Source organism: Myxococcus sp. CA033 (assembly GCF_013336625.1).
Taxonomy (GTDB): Bacteria; Myxococcota; Myxococcia; order Myxococcales; family Myxococcaceae; genus Myxococcus; species Myxococcus llanfairpwllgwyngyllgogerychwyrndrobwllllantysiliogogogochensis.
This window is the reverse complement of record NZ_JABUMU010000020.1, coordinates 44,474-67,666: the sequence shown is the minus strand read 5'-3', so window position 1 is coordinate 67,666 and position 23,193 is coordinate 44,474. Positions and strand designations below refer to the sequence as shown.

The window sequence follows — 23,193 nt, the reverse complement described above, 5'->3', positions numbered from 1 at the left end:
CGCTATATCGGGCGATTCGGAATGTCAAAACAGTCACCACACCTGGCATGCCCGTCGCGACGTCCCCTGTGACACCCTGGCGTGTCTCCTGAAACAGGGTATTGGCGCTCAACCAGCGGTTCCACGGTTGCATCAGTTACGGCCGTACCGTGGCTCGCGCCGGTTTCCAGCGGAGACAACTCGGATGAGAACGTTATTGATTGCAGCATGTACGCTCGGGCTTCTGGCCTGTGGCGGCGAAGAGGCGGTTGTTCCACAGGAGCCGTCCTCCCAACTCCAGGCCGCCAGCGGCTCCATCGACCTGGATGGCGTCTATCCACCGCGCCCGTGGACGGCGCCAGCGCTGCTCGTGGACAGCAACTTCCCGAATGGCGTCCTGAACTTCGGGACGGCCAGCAACTTCATCGCCTTCTATGCCGCGATGGACTCAGTCACCGGCGGGAGCACCGGCAGCAGCGGCCTCACTCCCTTCAGCGCCTCCGCCACGACGAGCACCACCACCAACTCCCCGAGCTTCCAGGTGCGACTGTACGCCGGACAGATGCTCGAGGTCGGCACCTGCGACCTGGACGGCGCCTCCTTCACCGGAGACACCCTCCTTCGCCTGGCACTTGTCGGGGGCGCCGAGGTCGCGTCCGGCGACGACGCGTGTGGCGGCACGGGCAGCCGCATCTCCTACACGGCCCCCAGCGACGGGGTCTACGAAGTCCGGATGGGCTGCTATTCGGACGGCGCCTGCAGCGGCACCGTCAGCTACTCGGTCCTGTCGCCCGACGCGAACGGGGCGCTCGTCGGCGCACGGACCTTCACGGGCTCGAACACGAACAACGCCAGCACCAACTACTCGACCCTGGTCCTCCACCTGACGCAGGGGCAGGTGCTCGACGTTGGCACCTGCGGCCTCGCGGGCTCCGGTCTGGTGGGTGATACGTACCTGAAGCTCATCGACGCCGACGGCAATGTCGACATCTTCGGCAGTGACGACGCCTGCAGCGACCACGGCAGTCGCATCGCCTACACCGCGGACCGCACGGGTACGTTCGAGGTGCGGCTCGGCTGCTTCTCGACGGGCACCTGCCAGGGAACGGTGGTCTACAACATCACCGCGGCTCCCAGTCAGGACCAGATGCTGCCCGCCGGGTTCGTGAGCGCGAAGACGTATCTGGACAATGCCCGCCCGGGAGAGCAGCCGGGTGACGCCATCGTCGACGTCGACTACGCCGAGTTCGTCGACGACCTCAAGGCCTTCCTCGCCGAGGACGACACCCTGCGCCGCCTCGTCGACCAGGAGCTCCAGGTGATGGTCGAAGGCCAGCTCTACCAGCTCACCAACCTGGGCGTGTTCCAGGTCGACGCGGCGTCCATCCCCGCATATCGCGCCTGGCTCAACACCCATGCCTATGCGATGAACACCGACCCCAATTTCCAGTCGATTCCGGGAGAGGTCGCCCTCCCCAACGGCGCGTATCAGGTCCTGCCGGGCGTCATCCGCAAGGTTGGAAACTTCGGCACGCCGTCGGTGAAGCTGCTCGGCCTCGACGCCGAGGGTGGCGGCGGCGGAGGCACCACGCTGGCCATGGCGGACTTCGCCGACGAGCCCTCCGCCGCGAGTGGGGCCACACAGGTCGCGGATTTCCTCGGCCGGCAGCGGGGCGCGCCCCAGGCAGAGGATGACTCGCGGGTCCGGGCGCTGGGCGGCACGGAACTCGGTCGAATCTCGTACTGGTCCGGCAAGGTCAACGCGCACAAGGCCGCGGGCGGAGCCTGGCTCAAGGACTCCGATTGCACCTCGGGCGCCAGCATCGCGCCGCTCACGTACTGTCGGAAGTTCTTCCCGGGGACGAGCTCGGTCACCGCGGTGTCCGTCACCGCCAAGCCCCCCAACCTGTGGAACGTCGCGGGCTGCGGTCAGACGTACTCCGGCAACGGCCTCCAGGAGTGGATCTGCGATGGCGCCTCCACGCCTCCGCCCAGCTGCAACCTGACGCCGCCCGCGTTCAACATGCCTGCCTATACGGTCGGCTCGAACTTCAGTCGCTCCGAGTCGGTCGGCATGCCCGGCAACAGGCGCTTCGTCTTCAAGGCCCAGTCACCCGGCTTCCAGTTCAAGCTCTTCGGCGTCGAGGTCGGGTTCCACAAAATCGACATCAAGGCCAAGCTGCAGCGCAAGAAGCGCTTCCTGGGCATCGGCTACTGGGGACCGTCCTACGGCGATGAGATTGTCGTCGGCATGGACAACATGAAGCTCGATACCAGCTACATCGTTCCCTATCCCCAGTACTTCAACACCCTCGTCAAGCCGAAGCTCAGCAGCCTGGCTGACTACAAGATTGGCAACTGGGTGGTGAAGGCGGCCAACATCGCCGTGAACTTCAATCCTCCCGGCCCTGGGGGCCCCATCACCACCCAGAACGTCGCGGACTGGATCAGCGGGGCCATCAACACGCTCATCGGAAGCGTCTACACCAACGTCTGGAAGGCCATCGAGCGGAACGTCATGGATGCCATCGACTGGACCTACAACACGCGGTACGCGGCGCACACCAAGATGGTGAGCGACATCAACGAGGCACACAAGCTCCGGTGGGTCTCCGGCCAGGGTGAGAAGCCCCAGTGCTACAGCCACCAGAACACCTGGTGGTTCGACGCGAACGCGGGCATCCGCTACGTCCAGAATGGCGGCGTCGCCGGGCCGCCGGGCACCCCGCCGACCCAGGTCAACTACAAGTACTCGATGAAGGCCGGTAGCTTCTACGGTCGCACCCGCATCGGCGGCTCCTGGTACGGCCTGCGCTTCGTTCGCCTCCCGTAGCGGACCAGTGGGCTGACCCTTCGTCATGAATTCGAGGGGCCCCGGGCGCACTCAGGCGTTCCGGGGCCCTTGCTTCACCACTTCATCGTCGGGGTGGCTCCACTCGAGTGGCGACCCCGGAGCTGCTCCAACAGATCATCTTGCTCTTGAGGCTCGGTGCCCCCCTTCGGGTGCCCATCGTAACCACCCATTCAACTTGGATGGTTGCATCCGCCCAGCACCGGGGCTACCTTCATCGAAACCACTTAAATCAATACGACGGTTACCCATCCGTCCGCGGAGTGCCCATGCCACCGCCCATCGCCCTCATCGCCGCGCCCTCTGGCCTTGGACTCAGTCGCCCCGACAGGCGGACGCCTCGGGTGGACCTGCTTCCGGGGGCCCTGCTGGAAGCGGGCCTGGGACATCGGCTCAAGGCCCAGGTCGAGCACACCGTGAAGCCCGGTCCCTATGAGCCCCAGCGCGACAAGGAGACCCGGGTCATCAACCCACGAGGAATCGCGGAGTTCAGCTCGCGGCTCGCCGACGTGGTGGAAGGAGTCGTACGCGACAGGCGCTTCCCGCTGGTGCTCGGAGGCGATTGCAGCATCCTGCTCGGCTGCCTCCTCGGCCTGAAGCGCACGGGCGCCCACCACGGCCTCGCCTTCATGGACGGGCACACCGACTTCTGGCCCCCCGAAGCCTCCGAGCTGGGCGGCGCGGCCGGCATGGACCTCTGGTTCTCCTCCGGGCGTGGCCCCGCGGTACTGTCCAACCTGGAGGGACGCGGGCCCCTGGTGCGGGACGCGGACGTGGCGGTGCTCGGCGTCAGGGATTTGGAGCACTGGGGCGCGCAGGTCTCCGCCGAACATGTGCGCGACACCGCCATGGGCTGGATGGACTTGAACACGTTGCGCCAGGACGGCATCGCCGCCAGCGTGGAGCAGGCCCTCGCGAGGTTCCGCGCCTCCGGCGTGAGCGGCTTCTGGATGCACCTGGACGCGGACGTCATGGATGACGACGTCATGCCCGCCGTCGACTCCCGCCAACCCGACGGCTTGAGTGTCGAGGAGCTGGGCGAGCTGGTGGCCCACCTCGTCGCCTCCGGGCTCGCGGTGGGAATGGACGTCACCATCTACGACCCGAGCCTGGACCCCGAGCGCCACGCGGCCCGCGCGCTGGTGGACAGCCTGGCCACGGGGCTGGGGGCCCTGGTGCCCACGCCCAGGACGCGATAGGCCCCGGCCATGGCCGATGCGCACAGCCCCGGGCTCCCGACGGATGTCGTGCTGCTGCTCGACTTCGTCAACACGCTGGACGTGGAGAAGCTCGTCGACGCGGTGCCCACCTCGGACGCACTCACCACCTGGTTCCGCGCGCGCGGCCTCCTGTCTTCAGCAGAGACCTTCACCCCTGAGTCCTTCAAGGCCGCCATCGAGGCCCGTGAGGCCCTGCGCGCCGTGCTGCTCTCCCATACCGGAGAGTCCCTGCCCGCCTCCGAGCCGCGCATCCTGGACCGCGTGGCCGCCTCCAGTCCCCTCACCGTCGGCTTCGGCCCCGACGGAGTGCGGCTGCGTCCCGCCGGCACGGGCGGATGGAAGGCCCTGGGCGAACTGTTCGCCGCCGTCGTCTCCACCCAACGCGACGGCCACTGGCCCCGGATGAAGGTCTGCGCGGCGGGCGCCTGCCAGGAAGCCTTCTACGACACGTCCAAGAACCGCTCCGGACGCTGGTGCTCCATGGCCGTCTGCGGCAACCGCACCAAGCTCCAGCGCTTCCGCGCCAGCCCCCCCAAGCGCTGATCCACCGCCACGACACGGCGTGAGCACCAGGCACACATCCGGTGCCCACCTTCGCTCCACGTATGGGTTCCGCCCCGATTTCTCACTCCGTGACAGGGCTCGGCCCGCAAAACCCCACGAACTTCCAGCCCGTACGCAACCTCTCGCTCCTTCTCCCGAGAATTGGGAAATTCGTACGACTTCGAGGAGAGACACCATGGGTACCGAGCGCATTGGTGACGGTGGGGCAGCAGAGGCGGCACGACGTGCGGCGGAAGCGGCTCGCAGGGCCGCGGAAGAGGCGGCGCGTCGGGCAGCGGAAGCCGCTCGTAAGGCGGCGGAGGCCGCCGCGAAGCAGGCCGCCGAGGCCGCTCGCAAGGTGGCGGAGGCGCAGAAGAACAAGTCGACCTTCGAGCCCGCTGGCGCGAAGAACAAGCTGAACCTGGACGGCAAGAGCGCGCCCTCCACGTCGCTGTTCTCGGAGAACAGCAAGGACGGCAAGGTCAACTGCCTCGACAAGGCCGCGGACTTCGTCAGCAAGTCCTCGCCGGAGCTGCAGGGCCGCTCTGACCTGGTGTTCCTCAAGGACTCGCGCCCGGGTGCCGAGGGCCAGTCGGGCCACGTCGTCGTCCGCCAGGGCGAGCGCGTGTTGGACCCGAGCAACGGCAAGAGCTACGAGGACATGCCGGCGTACCTGAAGGAGCAGCCTCACTACAGCGAGGCGGGCACCATCCCCGGCACGTCCGCCGCGAAGATCTTCTCCACCGAGGCGGGCTCGCCCGAGCGCACCCAGGCCCTGGCCGACGCGAACGTGTCGCCCGAGCTGCAGAAGATGATGGTCGCCGACTACCCGGCGGACATCGGCGGCGCGCCCAACCCCGTCACCACCGAGCCGTACGAGACGAAGATTCCGGGCCAGGCGGGTCCGGTGTCCGTCGAGTTCAGCGACACGCTCGAGAAGGACGTGAAGAAGGAGGACGGGTACGTCACCGTCTCCATCAACGCCGAGACGTCCGTGTCCGCGTCCGGGACGGTGGAGTTCACCAAGGCCAAGGTCGGCGTGGGCGCCTCCGTGGAGGGGAGCGTCGAGGCCGGCAAGACGATGACGTACGAAGTGAAGATGAAGGAGGCCGACTACGAGAAGCTGAAGCGTGGCGAAATCGCGCCTCCGCATCCGCTCAACGCCGAGACGATTCCGGACGGCACCTCCGTGAAGATGGAGCAGGGCCAGTTCGCCGGCTACGGCCTGGACGTGGGCCTGTCCTACCACGCGGCCGAGCTGGGCATCTCCGGCGACGTGAAGTCCGGCAAGGGCATGTCCATCGAAGTGAGCCGCGATGGCGACAAGCTGTCGATGACGGCGGGCCCCACGGAGTTCATCGAGAACAACGGCAAGGTGAGCCTGGGCGTGGGCCCGGTGTCGGTGAGCATGGGCCGCTCCGACACGCTGAAGGAGTACAAGCTGCGCACCGCCGAGTTCGACCTGTCCAACCCGGACGGGAAGAAGGCGTACGACGCCTTCGCGAAGGACGGCCGGATGCCGGAGAAGGAAGGCCCGGGCGTGGCCAACACGCTGCGCTTCGACAAGATCAACTACGAGTCGACGGGCGGCAAGGTCGGCATCGACGTGGGTCCCTTCAGCATCGAGTCGGACGGCACGACGAACACGGGCGAGTACCTCATCACCCACCACCCGGATGGGACGAAGTCGATGACGTCCGACATCACCTACGGTGGCGACCACCCGGACGTCACCATCGAGCAGAAGTACGGCACGGACGGCAAGCTCATCCCCGGCTCCGAGAAGTTCGCGATGAAGTTCGACACCAAGGACGACAACGCGCGCGAGCTGCTCGTGTACTCGTACACGGGTGACTCGGCGAAGGCGAAGGCGGCCCGTGAGAACGACAAGCCCATCACGCTCAACCTCACCGCCAGCGACATCCAGGAGATGCAGCGGCGCTCCGGCATCCAGGCGGAGAACGGCGGGCACATGGGCATCAACGTCCTGCTCACCGACTACGACGGCAAGCCGAACGACCCGCTGATGGCGGTGCGCAACATGGCCTGCTCGCCGGCGTACAACGAGTACAAGCTGGCGGAGAGCTACTTCGGGCTGTTCCAGGACGGTGGCAAGAAGCCGCTGCCCGGCGAGCTGGTCATCGGCTGAGCCTGACCGCTTCGCCCAAGGCCCGGGTCCCCGAGAGGAGGCCCGGGCTTTGTTGTGTCTTGAGCGGAACACGCGCGCGACAGGGCGCTCCGCGCACTGGACGTGGGTGACCTCACGGGAGAGGGTCCGACGGGCACTTCATGTTCCTCCTGGAGACACCCGATGGCGCAGGCCCCTGGTTCCGAGCACGGTCAGTTCGTCGAGTACCCCCTGGCGTCCGCGTCCACGGGCCCCTATGGAATCGTCAAGGGAGCGGACGGGGCGCTGTGGTTCACCGAGGTTCACTCGGGCCGAGTCGGACGCGTCGACGTCCAGGGCCAGGTGACGAGCTTCCCGCTGCCGACACCTGAAGCCGGGCCGTCCATCATCACCGCCGGGCCCGACGGCGCGCTCTGGTTCACCGAGCAGAAGGCGAACCGCGTGGGCCGCGTGACGATGAGCGGAGAGGTGACCGAGTTCACGTTGCCGACGCCGCAAGCCGGTCCGTTCGGCATCTGCGCCGGACCTGACGGTGCGCTCTGGTTCACGGAGATGACCGTGCATCGGATTGGGCGGCTCACACCGGACGGCGGCGTCACGGAGTTCCCGCTCCAGGCCGGTTGTTATCCCTCGTTCATCACCGCCGGGCCGGATGGCGCGCTCTGGTTCACGGAGAATCAGGGCAACCGCATCGGGCGCATCACCGTGGATGGACAGGTCACCGGCTACGACCTGCCCACGGCCAAGGCGGGGCCCGTGGGAATCACGTGGGGCCCCGACGGCGCGCTCTGGTTCGTCGAGATTCTCGCGGACCAGCTTGGACGAATCACGACGGAGGGGAACATCACCGAGTACCCGTTGCTCCGCTCGGGAGCACGTCCCCACGCCATCGTCACGGGGGCCGACGGGGCCCTGTGGTTCACGCAGTGGGGCAGCAATCACCTCGGGCGGATGACGACCTCCGGGGTCGTCACGGAGTACGCCATCCCCACGCGGAAGGCGGAGCCACACGGAATCACCGTCGGCCCGGATGGAGCCCTGTGGTTCGCCGAGGAAGCAGGACGCATCGGGCGCTTCTCGCTCCCTTGAGGACCGCCACGTCCGTTCCGACGGCGCGACGCTCAGGCCGCGACGACCGCTTCCGGCTCGCGACGCACCTTCGCGAGCGCCGCCACGACGACCTCCGGACCCGCGCCCGGCTTGTGCGCGTTCTCACTCAGGTGCCTGCGCCACGCGCGCGCACCGGGTAGCCCCTGGAACAAGCCGAGCATGTGCCGAGTGACGGCGCTGAGCGGCGCGCCCCGCTGACGGCTGCGCTCGATGTACGGGAGCATGGCCTCCACGACTTCGTGCCGCTCGCGCGGAGCCTCCTGCCCGCCGAAGAAGCGACGGTCCGCGTCCGCGAGCAGGTAGGGGTTTTCGTAGACGGCGCGGCCAATCATCACCCCGTCCACGTGCGCGAGGTGCTCGGCGGCGGCATCCAGCGTCTTGATGCCCCCGTTGATGCTGATATCCAGGTGGGGCAGCTCCTGCTTGAGCCGGTGGACCAGGTCGTAGCGCAAGGGCGGCACGTCCCGGTTCTCCTTGGGACTCAGGCCCTGGAGCCACGCCTTGCGCGCATGGACGATGAACCGCGTGCAGCCCTCGGCGGCCACCAGGCGCACGAAGCGCTCCAACGTGGACCACTCCTCCATCTCGTCGATGGCGATGCGCGACTTCACCGTCACCGGGATTTTCACCGCCGCGCGCATGGCGCCCACCAGCCGCGCCACCAGCTCCGGCTCCGCCATGAGACACGCGCCGAACCGGCCGGACTGCACCCTGTCGCTGGGGCAGCCCACGTTGAGGTTCACCTCGGCGTAGCCCCACGACTCGGCGATGCGCGCGGACTCGGCCAGGGCCTCCGGCTCCGAGCCACCGAGCTGGATGGCCACCGGATGCTCGGCCGCTTCGTAGCCCAGCAGCCGCTCGCGGTCGCCATGGAGCACGGCGCCCGTGGTCAGCATCTCCGTGTACAGCAGCGTGTGCTGGCTGATTTGACGGTGGAAGTACCGGCAGTTGCGGTCCGTCCAGTCCATCATCGGCGCGACACACAACGGCATGGGTCGGGAAGGCATCGGACCTCCTCTACCCGGCTTTCCCTCCCCTGCCCACCCCCCAGTGACGCCCGGGGGCCCGAAGGGAGAGGAGCCGGACAACCGTCCCGGTTAGGCTGTCCGCGTGCCGCCGAGCCCGCCCCTTCTGGATGACATGCTCCTCTTCTCGGAGGTGGTGACCGCGGGCGGCATCACCGCCGCCTCCACGCGACTGGGCCTGCGCAAGTCCACCGTCAGCCGCCGGCTCTCCGCCCTGGAGGAGCGCCTGGGGGTGCGCCTCCTGGAGCGCAACGCCCGCCACTTGAGGCTCACCGAGGCCGGGCGCGACTACCACGCCCACTGCGCGCGGCTGGTCGCCGAGGCCCGCGAGGTGAACCGCGCGCTGGGTGAGTCCCGCACCACGCCCCAGGGCACCCTGCGCATCGCCACCCTCTCCCTGCTGGGCGAGCTGCTCACGCCCGTCATCGCCGAGCTGCTCCTGCGCCACCCGCTCCTGCGCGTGGAGGTCTCCCTCGCCGAGGCCCACGTGGACCTCATCGCGGAGGAGTACGACCTGGCGCTGCGCACGGGCCCGCTGGCGGACTCGTCGCTGGTGGCGCGCAAGCTGGGGCGCCTGCGCACCGGCTACTACGCCAGCGCCGCCTACCTCTCCCGTCAGGGCACCCCGAAGACCCCGGCGGAGCTCCAGGGCCACGCCTGCGTCGTGCTGGCCGAGCCCGGCACCGACGAGGTCTGGTTCTTCGGAGAGGGCCGCACCGCGAGGAGTGTCCCCGTCACCGGAAGGCTGCGGGTGCCCAGTGTGCGCGCGGGACAGGCGGCGGCTCGCGCGGGGCTGGGCGTGGTGCGGCTGCCCGCGTCGCTCGTCGTCGACGACGTGAGGAACGGGCTGCTCGTCCCCGTGCTGGAGACAGAGACGCCACCGGGCATCCCCATCTTCGCCGTCTACCCCAGCAGCCGGCAGCTTCCCCCCAAGGTGCGCGCCTTCCTGACGCTCCTGGGTGAGCGCGGCGCCGCGCTTCCCTGGGAAGAGGCCACCGCGCCGGGCCGCGCCCGTTAGGAGCACTTCCCGCAACGAAGCGTTCCGCCAGGGGCTCTCGTTCCGGGGCCCTGGGGCCACTACACCTTCCCTCCACACGCAAGGCGCGGCCCCGCGGGCCGTGCCCCACGAGGAGGACAGGACATGGCGGCGGACGTCATCGAGCTGGGAGACGCGGAGTTCGACCGGGAAGTACTGGAAGCAAAGGGGCCCGTGCTGGTGGACTTCACCGCCGCGTGGTGTCCCCCGTGCAGGTTCATCTCCCCCATCCTCGATGCGCTGGCGGTCGAGTACCGGGGCCGGCTCAAGGTGACGAAAATCGACGTGGACGCCCACCAGGAGGCGGCGCAGCGCTACGGCATCCGCGCCTTGCCCTGCCTGCTCGTGTTCAAGGAGGGCAAGGTGGTCCGCCAGCTCGTGGGCGCGATGCCCCGGGCGCGGCTGGAGCAGGAGCTGCTCGCCTGGCTCTGAGACAGGCCCCGGCTAATGGCTGGAGACAGAGGGGCGCCAGGACGACAGCAGCCCACCCCTGGCGCGCCCGGCCTGTAGCACCGGCCGGGAGTACGGCCGCCCTCTGTGGTGACTGGCTTTCAGTTGCAAGTCAAAAAGGAAGGCTGGCGATTATCCCCAGGTGAGGTAGTCACGGGCGCGCCACGGGAGCGTCACGACCAGGTGACACCCCGGGCATGCCCAACCGGGAGGTAGCCATGCTCGAAAGGCTGATGCCCAAGTCGGACGAGTTCTTCGACGACTTCGACAAGCAGTGCGCCGCGACAGTCCAGGGCGCGAAGATGCTGTACGAACTGTTGAGCGACTATCGCGATGTGCCCGCACGGGTCCGCGCGCTCAAGGACGTGGAGCACCACGGCGACGAAGTCACCCACACCGCCTTCAATCGCCTGCACAAACAGTTCATCACCCCGTTCGACCGGACACAGATTCACTCGCTGCTGTCGCGCATCGACGACGTGCTGGACCTGGCGAACGCGGCCGCGTCCCGGCTGCACTACTACGAAATCCAGAGCAGCCTGCCGGATGCGACGGAGCTGGCGCGCCTGCTGGTCCTGTCCTCGGAGAAGGTGCAGGAGGTGGTGGCGGCGCTGCGGCTCATCAAGAAGCCCGAGCAGATTCTGGCCGGCTGCAAGGAAATCAAGCGGCTGGAGACGCAGGCGGACGAGGTGCTGCGCTCCGGGCTGGGCCGGCTCTTCAAGAGCGGGGTCGACACTCTGACCATCATCAAGTGGAAGGAGATCTACGACCTCATCGAGACCGCCACGGACAAGTGTCAGGGTGTGGCGAACGTCATCGAGGGTGTGGTGCTGGAGCACTCCTGAGATGCTACTCGCCGCCGTCATCCTGATCGTCGGAGTCGCCCTCATCTTCGACTTCATCAACGGCTTCCACGACGCGGCGAACTCCATCGCCACCGTGGTGTCCACCCGGGTGTTGTCACCGAACCTGGCCGTGGCGTGGGCCGCCTTCTTCAACTTCATCGCCGCCTTCAGCGGGGGTGTCCATGTCGCCAACACCATGGGCAAGGGCATCATCAACTTCGACATGCTGCGCGGCGCGGGCCCCTCGGCCGTGCTGTCGGTCATCTTCGCCGCGCTGATGGGCGCCATCGCCTGGAACCTCCTGACGTGGTGGTGGGGCCTGCCCTCCTCCTCGTCACACGCGCTCGCCGGAGGAATGATTGGCGCGACGGTGCCGGTGCTGGGCTTCAAGGGGCTGATGGGCGCGGGCATCGCGAAGATCGCCGCCTTCATCGTGCTCTCGCCCCTCATCGGCACGTTCCTGGGCATGACGCTGATGCTCATCAGCACCTGGGTGGTGCACAAGCAGACGCCCACCTACGTGGACCGGTGGTTCCGCCGCCTCCAGCTCGTGTCCTCCGCCATCTTCTCGTACAGCCACGGCACCAACGACGCGCAGAAGGTGATGGGCATCATCGCGGTGGTCCTCTTCGGCACCATCTGGAAGGACCGCCCGTTCCACATTGACTGGTGGATGATCATCTCCTGTCACGCGGCCATCGCCCTGGGCACGTTCTTCGGCGGCTGGCGCATCATCCGCACCATGGGCCACAGCCTCACGAAGCTGGCGCCCATCGGCGGCTTCAGCGCGGAGACGGGTGGCGGCGTCACCATCATCGCGCTGGCGGAGCTGGGCATCCCCGTGTCCACCACCCACACCATCACCGGTGCCATCGTCGGCGTGGGTTCCACGCGCGGCTGGCGCGCGGTGAAGTGGGGCGTGGCCGGCCGCATCATCTGGGCCTGGGTGTTCACCATCCCCGCCGCCGCGCTCATGGCGCTGCTCGTCTACGGGCTTACCCAGGTGGTCGTCCGGCTGGTGGGTTGAGTCCGGCCTCCCCCTGCCCGCCCGCGCCGGCCACTTCCTTCGAGAGGCCCGCGGGCGGGTGCTAGCATTCCCCACTCCATGCGTCTCATCCTCAACCCCGGGCGGGAGGGAGAGCAGGAGCTCCTGCTCTCCGAGGGCACCACCACCATCGGCAGGACGGACGAGAGCTCCGTCTGCGTGCTCCACAAGAGCATCTCGCGGCGCCATGCGCGGCTGGAGCGCCAGGGTTCGCGCGTGGTGCTGGTGGACCAGGGCAGCAAGAACGGCACGTTCATGGGAGAGGTCCGCGTCGAGCGGCACGTGCTCCAGGAAGGCGAGGCCTTCCGCTGCGGCGAGGTGTGGTTCCAGCTGCTCGCGGGCGACCCCGAGCCCGAGGAGGAGCTGAGTCCGCTGCACACTCGCACGCTGGACACGCGCTTCACCCTGTCTCCCCTGGAGACCCTGCTGGACGCGGACGTGCCCCGGCTGCGGGTGCGACCGGAACCCGAGGGCGACACGACGCGGGAGCGGCTCCAGGTGCTGCTCGCCGTGGCGCAACTGCTCGCCTCGCCCGGCTCGCTGGACACGCTGCTGGAGCGCATCCTCCAGCTCGTCTTCCGCATCCTCGGCGTGGACCGCGCGGCGCTGTTGCTGGTGGACGAAGCCACCGGAGAGTTGCGCCCTCGCGTGGCGCGCGCGGCGAGCGGAGAGACGCTCCCGGAGCGCTTCTTCAGCCAGCGCATCGTCGACTTCGTGCGCACCCACAGCCTGGCGTCCCTCTTCGCCAACGCCCAGCGAGACGTGCGCCTGGACAGCTCCGCCTCCATCCGCTCGCAGGCCATCCTCTCCGCCATGTGCGTGCCGCTGCGTCCGCGCGACACCTGGCTGGGCGTGCTCTACGTGGACAACCGCTCGCAGGGCGGGCTCTTCACGGAGCAGGACCTGGAGTTCCTCACCGCCTTCGCCAACCAGGCCGCGGTCGCCATCGACAACGCGCGGCTGGCGCGACGGTTGGAAGAGGAGGCCGTGCTGCGCAACACGTACCTGCGCTTCTTCCCTCCCGCCGTGGTCCGCAGGCTCAACGCGTCACCGGGCGCGTCGCTGGAGGTGGTGGAGACGGAGGTGACGGTGCTCTTCGCGGACATCTCCGACTTCACGCCGCTGTCGGCGTCGCTGCGTCCCCGGGAAGTCGTGGACATGCTCAACGAGTACTTCCCGGTGATGGCGGATGCGGTCTTCCGTCACGAGGGGACGCTGGAGAAGTACATCGGCGATGCGCTGATGGCCGTCTGGGGCGCGCCCTTCTCCCGGGACGACGACGCGGACCGGGCCGTGCGCGCGGCGGTGGACATGCAACGCGCGCTGGTGGCGCTCAACGCACGCTTCCGCGCGAAGGGCCACCCGGAGCTGCGCATCCACGTGGGACTCAACAGCGGCCCCGCCGCGGCGGGCAACATCGGCTCCGGGCACTATCTGCAGTACGCCACCCTGGGTGACGTCACCAACGTGGCCAGTCGCGTGTGCGGCGTGGCGAAGGCGGGAGAGGTCGTCCTCTCGGAGGCCACCCGCGCCCGACTGCGCGAGTCGACCTGGCGCCTGACGACGCTGCCGCCCACCCGGGTCAAGGGCAAGCAGGACGCCCTGACGCTCCACCAGGTGGCGTGGGACTGATGGAGCGACACGGCCCTCGCCCGCTCGTTCGGGAGGGTGGCTTGACTCGCACCGGGGTCATCGGTCAGCGTTCCACTTCGTGAACGGCATGCGCCAGGACTTCGCGTGGACCCGGGGACAGACGTCCTCGTCCTTCGCGCGCGCGGCGACCGCTCCCTCCACTCGCACGACGACGACGACCACTACCACCACGACTCCTCGCGGAGCGCGGGAGGTCTAGCTCGGAATCGGCAGTGCTTCCGACCTGGCCCCGCGCTCCCCGGCGCGGGGCCTTTTTCGTTTTCCTCCACCCACCTGGAACGCCATGCAGACCCAGACCTCGACGACGCCCCGCCAGTCCGCAGTCTCGCGCCGCCCCGCCCTCCACGAGGTGCCGTCATGCGCGTGATGAAATTCGGCGGGACGAGCGTGGGCGGCACCGCGCAGATTCGGCGCGTGGTGGACCTGGTGGAGCAGGCCCGCAAGGAGACACGGGTGATGGTGGTGGCCTCGGCCGTCACCGGCATCACCAACCTCCTGGTGGACACGGCGCGGCTCGCGCAGGAGGGCGGCGCGGTGGACGCCGCGCTCTCCCGCTTCGAGCAGACCCACCTCTCCATCGCCCGGGAGCTGGGGAGCGAGCTGGAGGCGCTCGCGCCGCTGGAGCTGGGGCTCGCGGCCATCTCCACCGAGCTGCGCGGCCTGCTCCAGGGCGTGGGCCTCCTGCGCGAGTGCTCCCCTTCCGTGCTCGCCCACCTGTCCGGCCTGGGCGAGCGCGCCTCCTGTCTGCTGCTGGAGGCGCTGATGTCGGCGCGCAAGCTGTCCCCGCACGCGGTGGAGCCGCGCCACGTGCTCATCTGCACGGGAGACCCGCTCCAGGCCACGCCGCGCATGGACGAGATTCGCGCGCGCTTCGCCCCGCTGCGCGACGCGAGCGGCCCCGGGCTGATGCTGATGCCGGGCTTCTTCGGCGGTGACGAGCGCGGCAAGACGCTGTCGCTGGGACGCGGCGGCTCGGACTATTCGGCGGCGCTGGCCGCGGCCGCGCTGGATGCCCGGCTCCTGGAAATCTGGACGGACGTGGACGGCATCTTCAGCGCCGACCCGAGGCTGGTCCCGGAGGCCTTCCCGCTGGCGGAGGTGAGCTTCGAGGAGGCGATGGAGCTGGCGTACTTCGGCGCCAAGGTGCTCCACCCCAAGACGATTGCCCCCGCCCGCGAGCGCGGCATCCCCGTGCGCGTGTGCAACAGCTTCCGCCCCGAGCACCCCGGCACCCTGGTGACGGACTCCGCCGCGCCGCCGGACCACCCCGTGCGCGGCCTGTCCTTCCTGCGCGACGTGGCGCTCATCAACATCGCCGGCGCGGGCCTCAAGGGCGTGCCGGGCACCGCCGCGCGCGTCTTCGCGTCCATGGCCCGCACCGGCATCTCCGTGGTCCTCATCACCCAGGGCTCCAGCGAGTGCTCCATCAGCTTCTGCGTGCAGCAGTCGGAGTCCGACGCCGCCGTGCGCGCGCTGGAGACCGAGTTCGAGGTGGAGCGCGAGGCCGGCAAGGTGGACACGATTGAGCGCCAGGGCCAGCTGGCGGTGCTCAGCATCGTCGGCGACGGCATGCGCCACCGCGTGGGCGTGGCCGGCACCTTCTTCAGTGGCCTGGCCGACGTGGGTTGCAGCATCGCCGCCATCGCCCAGGGCTCCAGTGAGCGCAGCATCTCCGCCGTCATCACCGAGGCGGACGGCCCGCGCGCCATGGCCCACGTGCACCACCGCTACTTCGGCACCACGGAGGTGGTGGAGCTGCTGGTGGCCGGCGTGGGCAGCGTGGGCGGGGAGCTGATGCGGCAGATTCGTCAGCAGGCCCCCCACCTGCGCGCCCAGGGCGTGGACCTGCGGGTGTGCGCCATCGCCAACAGCCGCAAGGGCGTCATCGAGCCGGCGGGCATCCCCCTGGAGCAGTGGAAGGAGAAGCTGGAGGCGGGCACCGCGTCCGCGTCGCTGGACTCCTTCCGCGAGCAGGCGCGCGAGAAGCGCCCGGGCCGTCCCATCTTCGTGGACTGCACCAGCAGCGAGGACGTGGCGCTCGCCTACCCGTCCCTCCTGGCCTCGGGGCTCCACGTCGTCACCGCCAACAAGAAGGCCAACGCGGGACGCATGGCCCACTGGCGCGCCATCCGCGAGACGGCCTCGCGCCACCAGCGCCGCTTCCTGTACGAGACGAACGTGGGCGCGGCGCTGCCCGTCATCGACACGCTGAAGAACATGCTGCGCACCGGAGACCAGGTGCACCGCATCGAAGGCATCCTCTCCGGCTCGCTGTCCTTCATCCTCGGCCTCACCGAACAGGGCGTGCCGCTGTCACAGGCGGTGGGCACCGCCATGGAGAAGCGCTTCACCGAACCGGACCCTCGCGACGACCTGCAGGGCACCGACGTGGCGCGCAAGGTGCTCATCCTCGCCCGGGAGCTGGGACGCGAGGTGGAGCTGGAGCAGGTGGCGCTGGAGTCGCTCCTGCCCACGGACTTCGACGCGGACGGCCCGCTCGACGCGTTCCTGGAGCGGCTGCCGAGCATCGACGCCGCCTTCCAGCGCCGCGTGGAGCGCCTGCGCGACGAGGGGAAGGTGCTGCGGTACGTGGGCAGCGTCGGACAGGAGGGCTGCGCGGTGGGCCTGAAGGCCGTGCCCCTGGAGAACCCGCTGGCGGCGGTGAAGGGCGGAGAGAACGCGCTCAGCTTCCTCTCCGAGCGCTACAGCCCCACGCCGCTCGTCATCCGGGGCTACGGCGCGGGCGCGGCGGTGACGGCGTCCGGCGTGTTGGCGGACGTGCTGCGGCTGGTGGAAGGCCCGCTGACGTGAGTCCACTGGGGCAGCTCGACGACGAAGCGGGCGCCCCGCCCCGGCTCGCTCTCCACCCACACCCGGCCACCGTGGGCCTCCACGATTTGTCGGGTGATGAAGAGGCCCAGCCCCAGCCCTCCGTAGTTGGGTGAGGCGGCGCGCTCGAAGCGCTCGAAGATGCGCGCCTGGGCCTCGCGGGGGATGCCCATCCCCCGGTCCTCCACGCTCAGCCACACCCGCTCGTCGTGGGAGGCCAGCCGCATCCAGATGGGCTGGCCCGCCCCATACTTCACCGCGTTGGTCAGCAGATTCATCATCACCTGCTCCACGCGAAGCCTGTCCCAGCGGCCCGGCAGCGACGGCGGCGCCTCCAACACCAGCTCGCAGCCCGCCTTCTCCAGTTGCTCCCGGAGGTGGGCCGCCACGTCACGCGCCACCACCGACAGGTCCATCTCCTCCGGGCGCAGGGCGAGCCGCGACTCGTGGATGCGGGAGACGTCGAGCAGGTGCTCCACCAGTCGCGACAGCCGGGACAGCTGGCTTTCGCAGACGAAGAGCATGCTGGACAGCCTGGCGGCGAGCGTCGAGTCGGGCCGGGGCCGCGACAGCAGGGCCGCCATCTGCTGCATGCGCAGCTTCATGGACGTCAGCGGCGTCTTCAGCTCATGGGAGGCGATGGAGAGGAACTCGTCGCGGACGCGAATGGCCTCCTGGGACTTGCGGTACAGTTGTGCGTTGTCGATGGCGAAGGCCGCGCGGCGCCCCAGCTCCTCCGCCAGCGCCACCTGGTCCGCGCCGAAGCTTCGCGCGGACCGCGACGTCGACAGGAGCGTCAGCACGCCCAGGCTCCGGCCGCGCGCCTGGAGCGGCACGCTGAGGGAGGGCCGACCGCCCAACGCGCGCACGCGGCGCCACTGCCTCGCATCCAGCCCATCCTTGTCCAGGATGCCCCCAGGCAATCGCGAACACTCCGAGCGCCCCGTCGCCATCACCGCCACCGGGCCCCGGTGGACGTCTGGAAGCAGCGGGTGGGCCGAGAGCAGCGCTCGCACATCCTCGGCCTGCCCGGGCTCTCGGGCCGACACCGCCACCGGACGCAGTCGCCCGCCCTCCCCCGGGATGAAGACGACGCACACGTCCGCCAGCCGGGGCACCGTCAGCTCCGCGACGCGCTGGAGCGTCGTCTCGTAGTCGAGCGACGTGCCCAGCTCGCGACTCGCCTCGGCGAGAAACCGCTGCGCTTCCTCCAGGCGCTTGCGCTCGGTGATGTCCGTGGAGATGCCGCAGACGGCATAGGGCACGCCCAGGGCGTCCATGAGCGGGAACTTCTGGGTGATGTACGTGTGGAGGCCGTCCTCCTGGGGGATGCGCTCCTCCTGGACCAGCGGCATCCGTCGCTGGAGCACCGCGTCGGTCATCCGATGGAAGCCGTCCGCGACCTCCGGCGGGAAGAGGTCGTGGACCTGTTTGCCGATGACGTCCTCGCGGGTGCGGCGGAACATCAGCTCCCACTGCCGGTTGACGAAGACGTAGCGGCCCTGGGTGTCGAGCAGGAAGAAGATGGAGGTGGCGTTGTCCAGGATGGCCCGCAGCTGCTGCTCGCTCTGCAGGAGGGCCTCCTCCGCGCGCTTGCGCTCCGTCACGTCGAGCAGCACCGCCAGCGAGCGGACCCACGCGCCGCTCGAGTCGCGCTCGGCGATGGCGGACAGCAACACATCGAGGTACTCGCCGTTCTTCTTGCGAAGCCGGTACGGGACGTCCTTGCAGAAGCCCGTCGCGAAGAAGGCGGGCAGCACCTTCTCCCGGGCAAGCCGCGTGGACTCCTCGGACAGGAACTCCACCGAGTCGTGGCCCAGCACCTCCTCGCGCCGGTAGCCCAGCGTGGACAGCCAGCAGTCGCTGACGCTGATCAGCCGGCCCTCGCGGTCGATGGAGTGCATCATCACCGGCGTGTTGTTGTAGAGCGTCCGGTGCTTCTGCTCACTCTCGAGCAGGGCCTGCTCGGCCCGCTTGAACTCGGTGATGTCGGTGAAGACGGCGACCCCGCCGCGCGGTGCTCCGCTCGCGTCCCGCACGGGTCGGCAGCTCACCAGCAGCCAGACGCCCGAGGGCTTCTCGGGGTTGCGAAGGAAGATCTCCACCTGACTCATCGACTCGCCCCGGATGGCGCGCGCCAGCGGCAGGTCCTCCGGGGGATACGGCGTGACCTGGTCCGGCAGGAAGAGGCCGAAGTGCGACGACCACTCGGAGAGCGCCGTGCCCGAGGCGTCCACCCCCATCAACTGCGCCGCGGTGGGGTTGATGAAGACGAACCTCCCCTGCTCGTCCGCCACCACCACGCCCTCCGCCATGCTGGTGACGACGGACTGGAAGAAGCTCTCGCCGCCCTCGACAGGCACATCCCTCCCGACGGGGTGAGGCAGGCTCGGACTGTCGGTCGAAGAGGGCATGGCGAGGAGACGATGGGCCAGGGGGTCGCTCGCCCCCCGCGCGCGCGACGCCTGCGTGAACGATGCGCGCGCCCTGCTCCAACGCCAACCCACACCTGGGTCCGAGGCGAGGCCGGCCTGCCTGCCGAGCCTCGAGGACGGGCCCGCACGCCCGGACGCTCCCGGCCAGAGTGCACACCCTTCCCCGACAATTCGCGGCTCACGGGCCGCATCCGCCCTCCAACGTTTGAAGTTCCAGGAGGACCCGCCGAGAATGCCCGCCACCCATCGAAAGCGAAAGGAAGGGGGAGGACGGAATGTACGTGTCTCGCAAATCGGTCTGGGGCCGCACCAGCGCGATGCTGGCGCTCGCGCTCAGTCTCACCATGTTCGGCTGTACCGACAACGGCAACGACGACGAGCCCGACGGCGGAGGCAATCCCGATGCGGGGGTGCCCGAGCCCGATGCGGGCCCGCCGATCACCGCCACCCTCACCGGCAGGGTGACGTACGACTTCGTTCCAGCCATCCTCACGACCACGCCCACCCGTGGCGGCATGCTGGCCTTCGCACAGACGAGCGTGCGGCCCGTGCGCAACGCCACCGTCCAGGTGATGCGGGGCACCACCGTGCTCGGCACGGCGACGACGGACGAGGACGGCCGCTACCAGCTCACCTACACCGCCGGCACCGGCGCCAACCTGACGCTCGCGACCCTGGCCAAGACGACCACGCCCGCCATCCAGGTGGAGGACAACACGGCGCGCAACGCCATCTGGGCCGTGTCCGCCACCATCACCGGCGGCACCACGAGCAGGGACTTGCACGCGGGCCACGGTTGGACGGGCTCCTCCTACAACCCGAGCCAGCGTGTCGCCGCGCCCTTCGCCATCCTGGACAGCATGTACACCGCGTCACGGGCCTTCCTCGCCGTGCGCACGGTCCCCTTTCCGCCGCTCAAGGTGAACTGGAGCCCGAACAACATCGCGGAGCGCAACAACAGCGGAGACACCTCCACCGGGCAGATTGGCACCTCGCACTTCTCGCCCTCGGAGAATGAGATCTACGTGCTGGGCAAGGAGGGCGCGGACACCGACGAGTTCGACGACCACGTCATCGTCCACGAGTGGGGGCACTACTTCGAGTCCAACCTCTCCCGCTCGGACAACCCGGGCGGCCAGCATATCGGCGGCGACGTGTTGGATCCGCGCATCGCCTTCGGCGAGGGCTACGGCAACGCGCTCTCCGCCATCCTCCTGCCGGACCCCCTCTACGTCGACACCTCCTGGGGAGCAGGCCGGCAGACCGCCTTCGGCTTCGACATGGAGACGGCGTCCACGGACGACCCGACGCCGAGCGCCTTCTCCGAGTTCAGCGTCATGCGGCTGCTCTATGACATCTTCGACGCCTCGAGCGCGGCCGAGGCTTCGTATGACCAGGTGAACATCGGCCTGGGCACGCTGTACGACGTGCTGGTGGGACCGCAGAAGACGACGCCCGCGCTGACGACCATCGGCTCCTTCATCCACGGGCTCAAGGCGCAGCCGGGCATCAACGCGGCGGCCCTGGACACGCTCGCGGCCCACTACCAGATCGGCTCGATTCGCTCCGCCTTCGGCGAAGGCGACACCCAACTGGCGGCCATGTACACCACGGTGTCGTCGCTGCCGTACAACGCCAACGGCACCCTCACGGGTGGCAAGCCCTCCAACCAGCAACAGCAGAACCGGTACTACGTCTTCAACGGCACGGGCAGGACGGTGATCATCTCCGCCAACTCGACCGAGGACGTGGGCATCCAGGCCCTCCAGCAGGGCACCCGAGCGGGCTTCGCCGACGACTTCCTCAGAGGCACGGAGTCCTTCCGCTTCTCCAGCCAGGCGGACCGTCAATACGTGCTGATCGTGACGGGCTTCAAGGACAGCACGGGCACCTACAACTACTCCGTCTCCATCACCAGCCCATGAACGGACCTCGCCTCTTTCAGTCTCCCCCAGGAGTTCTCATGAATCGCATCGCACCCGCGCTCCTCTCCGGCCTCCTCGCGCTCGTGGCGCCGGTGGCCTGCACGTCTCCCGCGAAGAGCAGCCCCGCCGGGAGTGGCACGGCGGACACCGCGTCGCAGGCGAACGGGGCCACCACCGGCAAGATCAGCGCGCCCGTGGAGGTGGGCGCCAGTCTGGCCGGCGACAAGGCCACCGTCACCCTGCGCTTCCAGGGCCCCGCGGACGACGTCCAGGTGGACATCTCCGGCCTGGACGGGCTGCGCGTGACGAGCGAAACCACGCCCATGCGGGGCGCCCGCTTCGAGCAGGCCACCACCACCACCCTGGACGTGGACTTCACCCCGGGCGACGGGCGCTCGCTCCTCGTCGTCGCCATCAGCGGCACCTTCCGAGGCGCTCCGATGACGAAGGTGGCCACCTTCTCCGTGGGAGAGCCCAGCGTGCAGCAGCAGAAGACCACGGGTGACGTGGTGACGGGCGACGACGGTCAGCCCATCAAGCTGATGCCCTCGTCCGACTCCGCGCGGTAGCTCACGTGCGGCGGGCCTGGACGGGCCCTGAAAAGAACCGCGGGGAGCGCGCCCCCTCGACGCGCTCCCCGCCGTATGGACTGCTCGAATTCGAACTTCCGGTCCAACGTCGGGCACGCCCCTCGGCATGCCCTCCGGAAGCCACGCCCCTCCCCAGGGGCGCCCCCTCATAAGGTCAGAGGCGAGCCCCCCGGCGCGCCTCGTCCCCCCTCGAACGCAGTGCGTTCGAAAACTCGAGTGCCGGCAAACCGCCCGGACACTCCCCCCAACCGCCCTTCAGACGCTCTGCGTCTGAACCCCTTGGACACCCCGGCTCTGCCCGGGTGTCCCCACCTTTCGAAATATCCAAACGCGACGGGTCCAAATCCTTGAGCGCGGGATTTCCGCGGCGATTTTCAGCCCGGGGGGTTCAGTCGCGGCGGCGCTTGGCGCGAGAGACTTCCCAGCCAATCATCGTGCGGCCCTTTTCGAACTTGCGCTGCTCACGCTGCGCGGCGGGGCTCGCCTGGCGCGACTGGAACGCCTTCTCCTTCTGGAGCTTCTCGAAGCTCGAGAGCCGCTCCTCGGGAAGTGTTCCGGCCTTGACGGCGGCGCGCACGGCGCACCCCGGCTCGCCCTGGTGGGTGCAGTCGTTGAAACGGCACCCTTCCGCCAGCTCGAGGATGTCGGCGAAGGTCTGCTCGATGCCTTCCTCCTCATCCCCCATCAGCCCCAGCTCGCGCATCCCAGGGCCGTCGATGAGCAGTGCGCCGTGGGGCAGGAGGAACAGCTCGCGGTGCGTCGTCGTGTGACGCCCCTTGTCATCCTCCACGCGAACCGACTGGGTGGCCAGGCGCTCTTCGCCCAGCAGCCGGTTGACGAGGGTGGACTTGCCCACGCCGGAGGAGCCCAAAAGCGCGCCCGTCTTGCCGGAGGGCAGCAGCGCCCGCACCGCGTCGAGCCCCTCGCCAGTCCATGAGCTCAGCGCGAGCACGGGGACCCCGGGGGCCAGTGCCTCCACGGCCTGGACGAGCGACGTCGCGTCGTCGTGGAGGTCCACCTTGGTGAGCAGCACCGCGGGGGTGGCGCCGCTGCTCCAGGCCAGGGTGAGCGCGCGCTCGATGCGGCGGGGGTTGAAGTTCGAATCCAGCCCGGCGACGAGCAGCACGACGTCCAGGTTGGCGGCGATGAGCTGGCCGCCGCCCTGCTCGCGGCCGACCTCCCGGCGCACGAGCAGGCTTTTGCGCGGCAGGACGGCGTGCAGCATTCCCTCCCCTTTTCCGGGAGGCATGAGCATCGCGACCCAGTCCCCCACGGTGGGCAGCGACTCGGCGCCGGGGGCCTGGTGGAGCAGCTTTCCCGCCGTGCGCGCCCACAGGGTGCGCTCGGCGGTCTGTACGGAGACGAGCCCTCGGTGCTGGCGCACCACGCGGCCGGGGACGAGGGGCAGAGGGGACGACGCGACGACGACGGAGAAAGCCTGGGCCAGCTCGGGCCCCCAACCAAAGGTTTCAAGTGACACGTGGAAAGACTCCGGACAGAGCGGTGCCTGCGGCGCACCTCGGTTCTTC

General features: G+C 69.1%; 16 protein-coding genes. 13 read left to right on the top strand and 3 right to left on the bottom strand.

What is annotated here, in order from left to right:
- The first annotated feature begins 196 nt into the window (after nucleotides 1-196).
- From HUA78_RS33610 to HUA78_RS33590, 5 genes are all read left to right on the top strand, one after another.
- A complete protein-coding gene (locus HUA78_RS33610; protein ID WP_174478021.1) occupies nucleotides 197-2,812 on the top strand; it encodes a hypothetical protein in 2,616 nt (871 codons plus the stop codon).
- Nucleotides 2,813-3,099: 287 nt separating this feature from the next.
- On the top strand, nucleotides 3,100-4,029 hold the full coding sequence (locus HUA78_RS33605; protein ID WP_174478020.1) for an arginase family protein: 930 nt from the start codon (nucleotides 3,100-3,102) through the stop codon (nucleotides 4,027-4,029).
- A gap of 9 nt (nucleotides 4,030-4,038) precedes the next feature.
- Nucleotides 4,039-4,593, top strand: coding sequence for a CGNR zinc finger domain-containing protein (locus HUA78_RS33600; protein WP_174478019.1), 555 nt, complete (start codon nucleotides 4,039-4,041; stop codon nucleotides 4,591-4,593).
- 196 nt (nucleotides 4,594-4,789) lie between these two features.
- Nucleotides 4,790-6,742, top strand: coding sequence for a hypothetical protein (locus tag HUA78_RS33595; RefSeq protein WP_174478018.1), 1,953 nt, complete (start codon nucleotides 4,790-4,792; stop codon nucleotides 6,740-6,742).
- A 162-nt stretch (nucleotides 6,743-6,904) separates the two neighbouring features.
- Nucleotides 6,905-7,810 carry a Virginiamycin B lyase gene (locus HUA78_RS33590; protein WP_174478017.1) on the top strand — a complete coding sequence of 302 codons (906 nt, stop codon included), beginning with the start codon at nucleotides 6,905-6,907 and terminating at the stop codon, nucleotides 7,808-7,810.
- A gap of 32 nt (nucleotides 7,811-7,842) precedes the next feature.
- On the opposite strand, the gene dusA is transcribed toward HUA78_RS33590, so the two are convergent.
- Nucleotides 7,843-8,838, bottom strand: coding sequence for a tRNA dihydrouridine(20/20a) synthase DusA (gene dusA, locus HUA78_RS33585; protein WP_141646607.1), 996 nt, complete (start codon nucleotides 8,836-8,838; stop codon nucleotides 7,843-7,845).
- Between the two features lie 133 nt (nucleotides 8,839-8,971).
- Between dusA and HUA78_RS33580 the strand changes: the two genes are divergently transcribed.
- The 6 genes from HUA78_RS33580 (at nucleotide 8,972) to thrA (ending at nucleotide 16,696) form a co-directional block, all read left to right on the top strand.
- Nucleotides 8,972-9,874 (top strand): LysR family transcriptional regulator, encoded by a 903-nt coding sequence (locus HUA78_RS33580; protein ID WP_174461677.1) that lies wholly within the window; start codon nucleotides 8,972-8,974, stop codon nucleotides 9,872-9,874.
- Nucleotides 9,875-9,997: 123 nt separating this feature from the next.
- Nucleotides 9,998-10,324, top strand: coding sequence for a thioredoxin (trxA, locus tag HUA78_RS33575; protein WP_141643836.1), 327 nt, complete (start codon nucleotides 9,998-10,000; stop codon nucleotides 10,322-10,324).
- A gap of 236 nt (nucleotides 10,325-10,560) precedes the next feature.
- A complete protein-coding gene (locus HUA78_RS33570; RefSeq protein ID WP_174458456.1) occupies nucleotides 10,561-11,187 on the top strand; it encodes a DUF47 domain-containing protein in 627 nt (208 codons plus the stop codon).
- Nucleotide 11,188: 1 nt separating this feature from the next.
- Nucleotides 11,189-12,214 (top strand): inorganic phosphate transporter, encoded by a 1,026-nt coding sequence (locus HUA78_RS33565; protein WP_141643834.1) that lies wholly within the window; start codon nucleotides 11,189-11,191, stop codon nucleotides 12,212-12,214.
- A 78-nt stretch (nucleotides 12,215-12,292) separates the two neighbouring features.
- Entirely contained in the window at nucleotides 12,293-13,864 is a 1,572-nt protein-coding gene (locus tag HUA78_RS33560) for an adenylate/guanylate cyclase domain-containing protein (RefSeq protein ID WP_174478016.1), read from the top strand.
- A 378-nt stretch (nucleotides 13,865-14,242) separates the two neighbouring features.
- A complete protein-coding gene (gene thrA, locus HUA78_RS33555) occupies nucleotides 14,243-16,696 on the top strand; it encodes a bifunctional aspartate kinase/homoserine dehydrogenase I (RefSeq protein ID WP_174458458.1) in 2,454 nt (817 codons plus the stop codon).
- Here thrA and HUA78_RS33550 read toward each other — a convergent pair.
- Entirely contained in the window at nucleotides 16,618-19,128 is a 2,511-nt protein-coding gene (locus HUA78_RS33550; protein ID WP_174478015.1) for a PAS domain S-box protein, read from the bottom strand. The genes thrA and HUA78_RS33550 overlap by 79 nt on opposite strands.
- 296 nt (nucleotides 19,129-19,424) lie before the next feature.
- Here HUA78_RS33550 and HUA78_RS33545 point away from each other — a divergent pair, with 296 nt between their 5' ends.
- Both HUA78_RS33545 and HUA78_RS33540 read left to right on the top strand, forming a co-directional pair.
- Entirely contained in the window at nucleotides 19,425-21,074 is a 1,650-nt protein-coding gene (locus HUA78_RS33545) for a hypothetical protein (RefSeq protein ID WP_174478014.1), read from the top strand.
- A 38-nt stretch (nucleotides 21,075-21,112) separates the two neighbouring features.
- A complete protein-coding gene (locus HUA78_RS33540) occupies nucleotides 21,113-21,643 on the top strand; it encodes a hypothetical protein (protein ID WP_174458461.1) in 531 nt (176 codons plus the stop codon).
- A gap of 409 nt (nucleotides 21,644-22,052) precedes the next feature.
- Here the strand turns inward: HUA78_RS33540 and rsgA are convergent, their stop codons facing one another.
- Complete coding sequence (rsgA, locus tag HUA78_RS33535; RefSeq protein WP_174461673.1) at nucleotides 22,053-23,144, bottom strand: ribosome small subunit-dependent GTPase A; 1,092 nt, start codon at nucleotides 23,142-23,144, stop codon at nucleotides 22,053-22,055.
- Nucleotides 23,145-23,193: the final 49 nt, after the last annotated feature.

Coding starts and splice junctions, on each gene's coding strand:
- HUA78_RS33605 (WP_174478020.1), top strand. CDS start 3,100: ATGCCACCGCCCATCGCCCTCATCGCCGCGCCCTCTGGCCTTGGACTC.
- HUA78_RS33600 (WP_174478019.1), top strand. CDS start 4,039: ATGGCCGATGCGCACAGCCCCGGGCTCCCGACGGATGTCGTGCTGCTG.
- HUA78_RS33595 (WP_174478018.1), top strand. CDS start 4,790: ATGGGTACCGAGCGCATTGGTGACGGTGGGGCAGCAGAGGCGGCACGA.
- HUA78_RS33590 (WP_174478017.1), top strand. CDS start 6,905: ATGGCGCAGGCCCCTGGTTCCGAGCACGGTCAGTTCGTCGAGTACCCC.
- dusA (WP_141646607.1), bottom strand. CDS start 8,838: ATGCCTTCCCGACCCATGCCGTTGTGTGTCGCGCCGATGATGGACTGG.
- HUA78_RS33580 (WP_174461677.1), top strand. CDS start 8,972: ATGCTCCTCTTCTCGGAGGTGGTGACCGCGGGCGGCATCACCGCCGCC.
- trxA (WP_141643836.1), top strand. CDS start 9,998: ATGGCGGCGGACGTCATCGAGCTGGGAGACGCGGAGTTCGACCGGGAA.
- HUA78_RS33570 (WP_174458456.1), top strand. CDS start 10,561: ATGCTCGAAAGGCTGATGCCCAAGTCGGACGAGTTCTTCGACGACTTC.
- HUA78_RS33565 (WP_141643834.1), top strand. CDS start 11,189: ATGCTACTCGCCGCCGTCATCCTGATCGTCGGAGTCGCCCTCATCTTC.
- HUA78_RS33560 (WP_174478016.1), top strand. CDS start 12,293: ATGCGTCTCATCCTCAACCCCGGGCGGGAGGGAGAGCAGGAGCTCCTG.
- thrA (WP_174458458.1), top strand. CDS start 14,243: ATGCGCGTGATGAAATTCGGCGGGACGAGCGTGGGCGGCACCGCGCAG.
- HUA78_RS33550 (WP_174478015.1), bottom strand. CDS start 19,128: ATGCCCTCTTCGACCGACAGTCCGAGCCTGCCTCACCCCGTCGGGAGG.
- HUA78_RS33545 (WP_174478014.1), top strand. CDS start 19,425: ATGTACGTGTCTCGCAAATCGGTCTGGGGCCGCACCAGCGCGATGCTG.
- HUA78_RS33540 (WP_174458461.1), top strand. CDS start 21,113: ATGAATCGCATCGCACCCGCGCTCCTCTCCGGCCTCCTCGCGCTCGTG.